Origin of the sequence: Rahnella bonaserana, assembly GCF_019049675.1 — a bacterium.
GTDB lineage: Bacteria > Pseudomonadota > Gammaproteobacteria > Enterobacterales > Enterobacteriaceae > Rahnella > Rahnella bonaserana.
Genome location: NZ_JAFMOW010000062.1, coordinates 231,763 through 243,587 on the forward strand (window position 1 = coordinate 231,763; position 11,825 = coordinate 243,587).

The 11,825-nt window shown below is 53.0% G+C and carries 10 protein-coding genes; 5 read left to right on the forward strand and 5 right to left on the reverse strand.

Translation table 11 applies throughout. The features are described 5' to 3' along the window. Positions 1 to 23 precede the first annotated feature (23 nt). Complete coding sequence (locus tag J1778_RS12570) at positions 24 to 923, reverse strand: NAD(P)-dependent oxidoreductase (RefSeq protein WP_217173449.1); 900 nt, start codon at positions 921 to 923, stop codon at positions 24 to 26. Positions 924 to 1,143: 220 nt separating this feature from the next. Here J1778_RS12570 and J1778_RS12575 point away from each other — a divergent pair, with 220 nt between their 5' ends. Beyond that, on the forward strand, positions 1,144 to 1,515 hold the full coding sequence (locus J1778_RS12575; RefSeq protein WP_217173450.1) for a YebF family protein: 372 nt from the start codon (positions 1,144 to 1,146) through the stop codon (positions 1,513 to 1,515). Positions 1,516 to 1,659: 144 nt separating this feature from the next. Further along, complete coding sequence (locus tag J1778_RS12580; RefSeq protein WP_217173451.1) at positions 1,660 to 3,789, forward strand: TonB-dependent siderophore receptor; 2,130 nt, start codon at positions 1,660 to 1,662, stop codon at positions 3,787 to 3,789. Between the two features lie 73 nt (positions 3,790 to 3,862). Here the strand turns inward: J1778_RS12580 and J1778_RS12585 are convergent, their stop codons facing one another. Further along, positions 3,863 to 5,002, reverse strand: a complete 1,140-nt coding sequence (locus tag J1778_RS12585) for an ABC transporter substrate-binding protein (RefSeq protein ID WP_217173452.1) — start codon at positions 5,000 to 5,002, stop codon at positions 3,863 to 3,865. Between the two features lie 179 nt (positions 5,003 to 5,181). On the opposite strand from J1778_RS12585, the gene J1778_RS12590 reads away from it, so the two are divergent. Then, complete coding sequence (locus tag J1778_RS12590) at positions 5,182 to 5,448, forward strand: YjbD family protein (protein ID WP_217173453.1); 267 nt, start codon at positions 5,182 to 5,184, stop codon at positions 5,446 to 5,448. A 48-nt stretch (positions 5,449 to 5,496) separates the two neighbouring features. Here the strand turns inward: J1778_RS12590 and J1778_RS12595 are convergent, their stop codons facing one another. Then, positions 5,497 to 7,125, reverse strand: coding sequence for a rhodanese-like domain-containing protein (locus J1778_RS12595; protein ID WP_217173454.1), 1,629 nt, complete (start codon positions 7,123 to 7,125; stop codon positions 5,497 to 5,499). Further along, entirely contained in the window at positions 7,118 to 7,723 is a 606-nt protein-coding gene (locus J1778_RS12600) for a cysteine dioxygenase family protein (RefSeq protein WP_217173455.1), read from the reverse strand. The genes J1778_RS12595 and J1778_RS12600 overlap by 8 nt, the downstream gene beginning before the upstream one ends. Positions 7,724 to 7,958: 235 nt before the next feature. Between J1778_RS12600 and J1778_RS12605 the strand changes: the two genes are divergently transcribed. After that, a complete protein-coding gene (locus J1778_RS12605) occupies positions 7,959 to 8,873 on the forward strand; it encodes a LysR family transcriptional regulator (RefSeq protein WP_217173456.1) in 915 nt (304 codons plus the stop codon). Here J1778_RS12605 and malI read toward each other — a convergent pair. Further along, entirely contained in the window at positions 8,870 to 9,901 is a 1,032-nt protein-coding gene (malI, locus tag J1778_RS12610) for a Mal regulon transcriptional regulator MalI (protein WP_217173457.1), read from the reverse strand. The genes J1778_RS12605 and malI overlap by 4 nt on opposite strands. Before the next feature lie 265 nt (positions 9,902 to 10,166). Here malI and malX point away from each other — a divergent pair, with 265 nt between their 5' ends. Further along, entirely contained in the window at positions 10,167 to 11,780 is a 1,614-nt protein-coding gene (gene malX / locus J1778_RS12615; protein ID WP_217173458.1) for a maltose/glucose-specific PTS transporter subunit IIBC, read from the forward strand. The last annotated feature ends 45 nt before the right edge of the window (positions 11,781 to 11,825 follow it).

Here is an 11,825-nt window from a genome sequence, read left to right on the forward strand (position 1 = left end):
CTTCCATGAGCCAGGGGAAGGATTTAGTCAGACGATTTGCTGCCAAGGTAACGATACACCACCGCCAGATCCTGATCGCCATAACCGCCATCAACGGCACCCTGCCAGGTCTGACTGATGCGCTTCATCACCGGCAGTTCGAGCTGACTGCCCGCTTCAATCGCCAGATTGATATCTTTCAGCGCCCAGGTCAGCTGCATCTGCGGGGTATAGTCGCCGCTTTTGAACATTTCCATTTTGCCTTTGATATACGGCGCAGCCAGAGGCCCGCCTTCCAGCACGTTCCACAGTTCATCGGTAGTGAAACCCAGTTCCTGAGCGAGTTGCGAACTTTCAGCAATCCCTTCCATCATGGCAATCAGCCAGGCATTAACCACCAGCTTCATTTTTGAGGCGCGCCCTGCTTCGCCCAGCCATTTAGTGGCCTTAGAGATAGCGGCAAAGACCGGCTCAATGGCAGCGCCTTTTTCGCGATCGCCGCTGGCCAGCACCACAATCTGCGCCTGCTCAGCGGGCGCTTTGGTGCCGGAAACCGGTGCGTCAAAGAAGACGACATCCGGACGTTGCGCCTTAATCAGTTCAATCAGGGATTCGGTGCCTTCCACACCCAGCGTCCCCATCTGAGCAATAATCCCGCCTTGTTTCAGACCGGCAAGCAGACCATTATCGCCCTGATACACTTCCAGCGACGTTGCCCCGTCAGACAACATAGTGATCACCACATCCGCGCCAAGTGCTGCTTCACGTGGGGTTTGTCCGCGCACCGCGCCAGCGGCCACTAAATCATCGCCACGGGAAGACGTACGGTTCCACACGCGGGTGGTGAATCCTTTTTTAATCAGGTTCGCGGCAAATGCATGCCCCATTGCACCCAGACCCAGCACTGCGACGACAGGTTGTTGCGAATCAGTTTGCTGACTCATGCCTTACTCCTTTTGAGAACAATCATTAATATAAAAAGGCTAACATCAGAGGTCTTCGCTGCGATAGTGGGTTCTGTAAGCGAATGCAACAGAAAGGCTGATATTACTTAACCTATGCAGTCTAAGTGGCGTAACATACGCGCTTTCATGCCCGGGCGTGACCGGGTTTTATCCGGGCAGCTTATGATTTGACTGATAATTTTCAGGAGTAACAAGCATTATGAGTAAAGTCGTTTTAATCGGGATCATTTCAGTCATTTTCGTATTGATGGTTTTAATGCTGGGTTCCGTCTATGTGTATCCGTGGTGGATGCAGCGTTCAACTGAAGGCGCATGTGCTCAGATAACCAAAGACAACGCTATCGATACGGTGACCCGTGACTATATGGAAAACCGCATCCCGAACTGGGGTAATGATAAAGACAATATGGGCACTTCCGTGCCGGTTCTGAACTTTATCAGCGATGATGTGAAAGAAAATAAAGGGACTTACAACATTCCCTTCAGCGCTAAAGGCCCGAATGGCACGCTGAGTTATGTGGCGCACTTCAACTGTTCCAACCATTATGTGAAATACTCCACCGTTGAATAAGCCTCTTCCTCCCCGTCACCGGGGAGGAGTTAATCCTTTGTAAGTAATAAAACCTCGGATTTTGCTTCCCTTTGTAAAAATGTAAATTAAAATGCAAACCGTTATCATTTGCATTTATTGATTTTATTTTCAGGGAAATGTCACATGTCTTCTCATACAGCCCCACGCAGGACTGTCTGCGGATTAAAAAAATCCGTACTCGCACTCGCAATTCTCCACTGCACACCACTCTTTGCGTCCACTCCCGCATCTGAAGAATCGATACTCGTTAACGGGCAGACAAACAGCCTGGATACGACCGATTACAGCGCGTCGCAAAGCTCAACCGCCAGTAAAAGTGACACGCCGCTTAATGAGACACCCCAGTCAGTCAGCGTTGTCTCGCAATCGATGATTCAGGATTACGATGTCACCTCGCTGGATGACGCGATGAAGTTTGTCAGTGGCGTGACGCAGGGAAATACGCTGGGTGGTACGGAAGATGGCTTTGTTAAACGCGGCTTTGGTGCCAACAGCGACGGCTCGATTCTGATTGACGGCGTGCGCAGTAATCAGGGACTTGGGTTTGATTCGACCATCGATCATATCGAAGTGCTGAAAGGATCGGCCTCCCTGCTTTATGGGATCCAAAATCCGGGCGGCGTGATCAACATGATCAGCAAAAAACCTCAGTATGAATGGAATACCCGTGTCAGTGGACGTACAGGCGGGTTTGGCGGTGGCGCGGGCACCCTGGATGTCACCGGCCCTCTCGGTAACGGTTTTGCATTTCGTATGATTGCAGAGCGCCAGTATGAAGATTACTGGCGTAATTTCGGCAGTGATTCGCATACCCTGCTGGCCCCCTCTTTAAGCTGGTATGGCGATAAGGCCAGTTTCAATATCAGTTATCAGGAATATAAATACGACATTCCTTATGACCGCGGTACGGCGTTTATTAACGGCAAGCCGGTGGATATTCCATATAACCGCCGTCTCGACGAACTGGCCAACCATGCCTGGGGCAAAACCAAACGACTCAACACGACCTGGGAATATCAGGTCAGTGATGACTGGAAAACCCGTCTGACCTACGCCTGGCAGCAGCGCCGCTACGACAGCAATGAAGTCCGCACCACCGCCGTGAATACCGAAACCGGTGCCGTCACCCGTCGTGCCGATGCTAACCGTGGTTTCAACCATCAGACCAGCTACACGTCATGGGACTGGATAGGTAATCAGGACATATTCGGCATGATGAATGACCTGCTGATTGGCGTCGATTACGAGAAAAACGAAACCTATAAGCAATATTCCTATCGCGGGAAAACCTTCAGCACCTTCAATATGTACGATCCGGTGTACGGCGTTGAGCCCATCACCAACAGCAGCACCTATTCGGACAGCAACAGTAATCTGCGCAACACGCTCTACAACAAATCGGTTTATCTCAAAGACAGTATCCATCTGACGGATAAATGGATCGGCGTGGTCGGTGGCCGTTACCAGCACTACAACCAGAAACAGACGTCAGGTTTCGTGACGCCTGTACAAAGTCTGGACGATACCGACAACAAGTTCCTGCCTCAGATCGGTGTGGTTTACAAAATGACGGATGACCTGTCGTTTTACGCCAACTACAGCAAGTCTTTCACCCCTTCCACGGATACTGACGACGACGGGAATGTGGCCAAGCCTGAGCTGGGCACAACCTATGAAGCAGGCACCAAATGGCAGATTTCGCCGCGACTGGATGCCACGCTGGCGGTATATCGTATTGATGAAGAGGATATGTCGGTCTATATCAATGGGGTTACCCGCAACATTCCAAAAGCCCGGTCAACAGGCGCGGAACTGGAACTGAACGGTGAAATTGCACAGGACTGGAATATCACGACTAATTACAGTTACAACAAAACTGAAATTACCGAAGATAACGTTAACTCATCAAACGTCGGCAATCGTTTAGTGAATGCGCCTACCCATATGGGCAGCCTCTATCTGAGCCATAAGATGCGCTGGCAGATATTACCGGGAGATTTCCGTGTGGGAGGCGGTGCGCGATATGTTGGCAGCCGTGCAGGGGATCCGGAAAACAGCTTCACTATGCCAGATTACACCGTGGCGGATGCGTTTATCGCCTGGGATAATCAGCTGCTGGGCAAACGTACTCAGATCAAACTGAACGTAAACAACCTGTTCGACAAAGAATACTACTCTTCCAGTGCGGGCAACTTACGGGTCATTGAAGGTGAGCCGCGCAATGTGGTGCTGTCAGCCGCCGTTGATTTCTAAGACTTTTTGATTTATTCACTGCCGGTTTTTTCTCATTACCGGCACAGTAATGTGCCGGCTTTTGGGAATGGCGTTATCGGGATGTTCTGGCGGGCAACGTTGCCCAGTACGTGCCGCTGAAAGGTATCGGCAGAAATTGCTGATAAAGATCTCTCATCGTCTGCTGTGGATCCACATCAGCGAATAATTGCGGATACATCGCTTTCGCAAACACTTCCACATCCACCATATGGTAAGGGCTCAGGTAGAAGTTATGCCAGACGCTGTAAGCACGCCCTTCCCGCACGGCTTTCAGCGTGGATAACACCGGCTGCTTATCCATTACCTCACGGAAACTCTGCTCTGCCTGCTGCTGCGTCACCTGCGGCCCGAGCATCAGATTGGAGACCCGTTTCCCTTCCGGGCCCGCCATTCCGGTGGTGATATACACATCCGGATTGGCCATGATCACTTTCTCAGCATTCAGGTCACCATAGACTCCCGGAAAAGCACCTTTAGCAATATTGTCACCGCCCGCGAAGGTCAGCAGATCGGCCAGATTCCCGTGCGAAACGGTGGTACAGCAGCCTTCACGCCTGCCGAGATGCAACTGCAACATAATGCTCGTCCGCTTCCCCTGATAGGCGGTAATACGTTCGCGGATCCGGTCCATATGCTGTTGATAAAAAGCAATAAAACGCGCCGCTTTTTGCGGATGATTCAGTACGTCACCCAGTAACTTCACGCTGGGGATCGTGTTATGCAGTTGATCAACCCGCAGATCGACGTAGATCACCGGGATCCCCGCGCGGGTCAGGGTGATTTCCATCTGGTCACGATCGGTTTGTTTTTTTGCATACACCGGCAGGATCACCAGGTCCGGTTTGAGGGCAATGACCTGCTCGGCATTGATCTGCGTATAGTTGTTCTGACCGAGCAGCGGGATCCGGGCAATCTGCGGAAACGCTTTGACGTACAGTGCCCAGCTCTGCGCATCAAGTTGCGCCATATCGCCCGGCCAGCCCACCACGTATTGCGCCGGATTGCCATCCTGAATCAGGGCCAGCGTGTAAAGCATCCGGCTCTCACCCACTACGATACGTTGCGGGTTATCCGGCACCTCCACCGTTCTGTGAGTGATATCCGTTACCGTTCTGGCTTGTGCCAGTCCTGCAAACCCTTGTCCGACAAATAACAGGCAGGAAACCAACAGTGACGTACTGAATTTGCGCATAACACCTCTTGATCAATAACGGCGGGATCAATAACAAAGGCTGAGATGATAATGATTATCGATTAATGTCGCAATGTGCGAAAACGGAACATCAGCAGAGATAAAGTCAGCGCCTGCAGCGACTCGGGGACGTAATTCGACTACACTGGTAGCCACTTTCCTCACAGGATGCAGTAACCATGAAAAGACTGACCCAACAAGATATGACGGAAAGCGAGCAGCGTGAGCTGAAAACTCTGCTGGATAAAGCCCGCAAAGCACAGGGCCGTGAGCTGACGAATTCGGAAAATAACCGGATTAAAGATGATTACATTGACAAACTGATGGAAGAAAAAGAAAAAGTGGCTGCTAAAGCCCGTGCTGAAAAGCGTCGTAATAAAGCCGTGCCAAGCACCTCCGCAACCTATGACTGGACAGCCCGTACCCACCCGCGCGGCCGTCGTTAAGCATTAATGCAGCCTCTGCGTTTCTCACGCAGAGGCATCAGCCTTACCCTAAACCGCTAAGCTGGCTAATAACTTAAAGCCGTGTGTCCCGTCCTTCTCCAGCTGCGCCACTAAACCGTATTCCCAGTCGAGATAATCCTGCATGGCCTGCGGACTGACATTCGTCCCTTCATAGGGGCGTTTATAGCGATCCTGCGCATTTTTGATGTACGCTGATTCGCCGCGTTCCAGAGGGAATCCGGCTGTAATCCAGCCTACCGTTCCCTTTTCCAGCAAGTAAACTTCTTTACCCGTCAGCGCCGCCACTTCCGTGACAGCGTAACGTGCCAGTAAACCACTGGTGCAGGTGATCACCCAGCGATGTTTTTCAGGTGCTGCCGCGATGATTCGCGGGATGTCAGCACGTGTCGTCCAGATGGCACCGGGAATGCGGCGATTCAGAAAGTTTGCGCTGGTGGTGAGATCAAGCACGCCGGTGTTTCCATCACTCAGCCAGTTCAGCAACTGCTCGGGTTTGACGGATTCGACCGCCGGAGCAGGCGCTATCTGTGCCTGCCAGTCGCCTTGCTCAGTCAAATCATCCGGCTGAACATCAGCCACATACACTTCCCAGTTCATCTGCGCCAGCCACGAAGCCGCCATCCGTGCGCGTACACCGTCATTATCAACCAGTACGATACGGGCGCCCCGCACGCTCGCCGTGTGATCGGTTTCCTGAACCAGCTGACCACCAGGGACGTGGCGTGATCCGGCCAGATGACCGGCGCGATATTCGTCCGTGGTTCGCACATCAAACAGATACAGCGTGCGTGAATCATCCCGCTGCCACTGCTGAATTTGTGACAACGTCACTGAGCGAACGCCTGCCCGAATTGCCAGAGCCTGCGCCCCTTTCAGGGCAAACGTTCTGGCACTTTCGCTAAGCTCAGGAAAATGCGCCAGCTGATTGTTCGCCAGGGACTGACCGGCCAGCGTCCAGCCAATGGTTCCGTTTCGTAAAGCGGTCACCGGCTGAGTCACGCCGGCATTGATCAGCGACTGCGTGCCGATAATGCTGCGGGTGCGTCCGGCGCAGTTGATCACAATATGTGTTTTTTCATCCGGCACCACATCGCGCAGACGCAGCGCCAGTTCACCGCCCGGAACGCTGACGCCACCGGGAATACTCATGGCCTGAAACTCGTCAAAGCGGCGGACATCCAGCACTGCAATGTTTGCACCCTGATTTTGCAGCGCCTGCACCTGTTCTGCAGTCAGCGACGGCGTGTGGTAATGATGTTCCACCCATTCACCAAAGGCTTTACTCGGCGCATTCACATCAATAAAGATTTCGCCGCCGGCTTCACACCAGCCTGCCAGATCACCTGCCAGCAAAGCGATATCCTGATAACCCAGCGACTTCAGAAATTCTGCGGCACGCACCGCTTTACGCTCACCGCAAACTTCATCGTAAAACTCGCCGTTATCGTACAACGTGATCGCTGTGCGACGATTTGGAATACGATCCAGCACGTCCAGTTCCAGCTTCGACAGTGAAAGATTCGCGGCAAACAGCGGATGCCCGGTGGCAAATGCCGCTTCCTCGCGCACATCAATCAGTGCGACTTCCTGCCCTTCGCGCAGGCTTTCATACAGCCCGGAAAAATGGCGCAATGGCCACGCATGCAAATCAGTCATGAGTTTTCTCTTTAGACAGATCCCAGATATTGGGAAGACAGGAACCGGAATAGCCGGAGATAAAGGTTTTTTCAGTGCCGTCAGGCAGATAGACGGCGCGCGACACCGCACCGATGTTGTCGCCGTAAACATGAATACTGACCGACACCCGGTCGCTGTAAACATTGCTCACCTGATGGATATCCAGCACATCCGGCGCGATTTTCTCGACGTCACCCGGTTGCAGGGTGACGGGTTTGCCTTCAGGTTGCAGTGTGCCGTCGGGATGACGCGCATAGTTCTGACTGATTTCCGCGCCGCGCAGCATACCAATCAGCCCCCAGACACGATGGTCATGAATTGGCGTTTTTTGCCCGGGCCCCCAGACAAAGCTGACGACGGAAAAACGTGAAAGCGGGTCGGCATACAACAAATATTGCTGATAATGCTCCAGATGCGGCTGTGCAAACTCATCGGGCAGCCAGCCGTCATGGCGGATAAGTTCGCCCAGCAGACGACTTCCCTGCGCCAGAATTTCTGTCTGCCCGTGCGGTTCCTGTACCAGCCGCGTGAAATCCGCCAGGAATTGCCGCAGCGGCGCGACCTGTAATATTGTCATCGCTTTCCTCTTCTCTTTGTCTCATCAGAGTCTTATCAGCACCGTTATTCCCACAGGCTAGCACCGGCGAAACACAACCAAAATTCATTTTATGGATAAGCTAATATGCAAATCACACATAAAAATGTGCATCAGGATCCAGCTTCACGTTTAAAATTGATTTATTCTGCCTGACTGACCCATGACGATTTCGGGCAGGAAATTGCCCGTAAAGTGGCCAATAAAAAGAGTGCCGATGAAAATTGAAGACCTGACTGCTTTTGTGGCAGTAATTCGCCTGCAATCCACCCGCCTCGCTGCCGATGAGCTGGGGCTGACGCAACCCGCCATTACCCGCCGGGTACAGAATTTCGAAGAGTCACTGGGCATTGCCCTTCTCAACCGCCAGACTAAACCATTGAAACCTACGCTGATGGGCAACCGGGTTTATCAGCAATGCCGTCATATTTTGCGCGAAGTAGATGCCCTGACCGATCTGGTTGCTGCCGACAGCCCGCCGTCCGGCCTGCTGCGTCTTGCGGTACCACAAAGCCTGAGTGAAAGCAGTCTGCTGCCCGCGCTGAAAAAGCTGTCGTCGCAGTTTCCGGAGATTCAGCCACGTTTGTCGAGCGGCTGGGGCGAGGAGCTGTTATTGCGCGTGCAGAGCCAGGAACTTGAGGCCGCCGTCGTGCTGTTCCCGCTGAGTAAACAGTTTCCGGAAGGTGTGGAAAATCAACCGCTGGGCGCAGTGGATCTGGTGGTCGTCGGGCCAAAGGATCCGCAGGCATTGCCGCAGAGACTGGAGGATTGCTATCAGCGTGGATGGATCCTGAATCCGCAGGGGTGTGGTTTTCGTGCTGCGTTACAACGGGCGCTGACCGAGCAGGGATTGCCGCTGCTGATTAATCTCGAAGCGTTTGGGACGACGTTGCAGCTATCGCTGATTGCCGAAGGTCGCGGACTGGGACTGATGCCCCGCGCCCTGGTTGAACACCACGCGCTGCGCGATAAGCTGGAATTGTATGCCCTGAAGGATTTCGCGCCGCGCAGCCAGTTATGGCTTATCTATCCCAATGTCCCGGCCAGTCAGATCCCTGCAATCGATGCGTTTGCGGCAGCGATTGCAGAAGGATTAGATTTGGCAGACGTACATAAACCTTCAACCTGCTAGGCCGATTCCCTTTCGACCAGCGCCGGAGGCACAATAATGTTTTGTGCTTCCAGATTTTGTCCCCCAATCCGCAGCAGCAAACGCCTTGCCGTGGCATGACCAATTTCACGGGCTGAGTTAGCAATTGACGTCAGCGGCGGCTCGGTCAGTTCAGATTCGGGCGCATCTTCCATGCCGATCAGAGCAATTTTCTGCTGATAAAAACTGTCCACCGCCCCGCCGCCGACTTCAGCGCCGGTGCGTAACACACCAAAGTAAGCGCCCAGAGCGACAGACGATTTATGGCAAACAATCGCGCTGATTTTCGGGTAGTGAGACAGTAAAGTTTCTGCCGCATCGGCAGCACATTTTTGCTGATAGTCGCACTCGATAATCCATTCACTGCGAAATGGCAGGCCGTACTGTAATAACGTGGCGCAAAAGCCGCCGAGACGTTCGGCGCGTGTTAACGAATGGCTTTCGCCACCAAGGTAAGCAATTTGTTTGTGACCATGCCTGATCAGGTATTCCGTGGCCATTTTTGCGGCCAGCATATTATCGGGGCGCACAACGTCGATGCCTTCAATTCCGCCCGAACGTGCGGCGCAAACCAGCGGCACGCCCTGCTCCTCGGCTCTTTCTTTCAGACCTGCGACTGAATTCACCCCACCGGCAATCACAATGCCGTCCACGCCATGCGTGAGTAAGGTTTCAAAACAGCGCATCAGCCCTTTGCCGGTTGAACCGCTTTGCAGCAGAAATAACACTTTCCCCTGCGCTTCAAACATCTCGCTCAGACCGGCCGTCATTTCGGCATAAAACGGTTCACAGATATCGCGCACAATCAGCCCGACAACCCCGGATTCACCGCCACGCAGCGTACTGGCCTGACGGTTACGCACGAAACCCAGTTCATCCACGGCGCGGTTAACGCGCTCTGCCGTGGTTTGCGAGATCCGCCCTTTGCCGCTGAGTACCAGCGAAACCGTCGTGACCGAAACACCGGCATGCTGCGCCACATCGATAATGGTAATTTTTTTATGATTCATCAGACATTGTCGTTCATATCAAACTCCATGAAACGGGATCCTTTCCCGTCCGCTTTATCCCCCTGAATGCTGCCGCAGGAAAAATTAGCGTGGTCAGACAGTTATACCTAATTCGGCTTAATGAGTAAAACGTTTAACCTTCATTTCACCCATGTCGCGCAGGCATGATCGAATATTGTGAAGTACAACACGTATTAATTAGGTAAAACGTTTTATCTTAGCCGCCATCAAAACACAGCTTAATAAAACAACTCAGGGAGCGGGTATGCCTGCCACTAAAAAACAAAAAATCACACTTTGGGAATTTTTCCAAAGCTTAGGGAAAACCTTCATGTTGCCGGTCGCCTTGCTGTCGTTCTGCGGCATCATGTTGGGTATCGGCAGTTCGTTAAGCAGCCATGACGTTGTGACGTTATTGCCTGCTTTAGGTAATCCCATTCTCCAGCTGATTTTCGTCTGGATGAGCAAAGTCGGTTCGTTCGCGTTCAGCTTCCTGCCGGTGATGTTTGCTATCGCTATCCCGCTGGGCATGGCGCGTGAAAACAAAGGTGTGGCAGCGTTCTCCGGCTTTGTCGGTTTCGCGGTGCTGAACCTGGCCATCAACTTCTTCCTGACTGCCAACGGTACACTGCCGACAGCGGATCCGGCGATTCTGAAAGCCAACAACATTCAGATGATCCTCGGCATCCAGTCTATCGACACCGGTATTCTGGGTGCGGTCATCGTAGGTATCATCGTCTATATCCTGCATGAACGTTACAATACCATCCGTCTGCCGGATGCACTGGCGTTCTTCGGCGGTACCCGCTTCGTCCCTATCGTGACGACCGTAGTACTGGGTCTGGTCGGTTTGATTATTCCTCTTATCTGGCCTTTCTTTGCCGCAGGGATCAACGGTCTTGGCCGTCTGATCCAGGGCGCGGGCGTGTTTGGTCCGATGATCTTCGGTTCCGGCGAACGTCTGCTGTTACCTTTCGGTCTGCATCACATTCTGGTTGCGCTGATCCGCTTCACTGAAGCAGGCGGCACGCTGGATGTCTGCGGTCGCGAAGTGAGCGGCGCTCTGACTATCTTCCAGGCGCAGCTTTCCTGCCCGACCACTCACGGCTTCTCTGAAAGTGCGACACAGTTCCTCTCACAGGGCAAAATGCCAGCCTTCCTCGGCGGTCTGCCGGGTGCAGCACTGGCGATGTACCACTGCGCGAAACCTGAAAACCGTCATAAAATTAAAGGCCTGCTGATTTCCGGCGTCGTGGCTTGTGTGGTCGGCGGAACGACTGAACCGATCGAATTCCTGTTCCTGTTTGTTGCGCCGGTTCTGTATGTTATCCATGCACTGCTGACCGGTCTGGGCTTCACGATTATGTCGGTTCTGGGTGTGACTATCGGTAACACTGACGGTAACATCATCGATTTCGTGGTCTTCGGTATTCTGCACGGTACAGCGACCAAGTGGTATCTGGTGCCGGTTGTGGCAGCCATCTGGTTCGCGGCTTACTACGCAATCTTCCGCTTCTCCATCATGCGCTTTAACATTAAAACGCCGGGGCGTGAATCCGAGAATATGCCAGCCGCAGCAGCCGTACCGTCTTCCAGCAAATCTGGTTACAACGTGCCGGTGATCCTGAGCGCACTGGGCGGTGCCGGTAACATCGTTTCACTGGATAACTGCATCACCCGCCTGCGTCTTTCGGTTGCGGATATGTCGCTGGTAGACGATGCGACGCTGAAAGCTAACCGTGCGATTGGTGTCGTGCATCTTAACGAGCATAACCTGCAAGTGGTTATCGGCCCGCAGGTGCAGTCAGTCAAAGATGAACTGGATTACCTGATCCGTACGGCGGCCAGTCACAGCGCACCGGAACCGGTCACCGCGTAAAATTCTGATTAACAGGGCGACTTATGTCGCCCTTTTCTGCTTTAT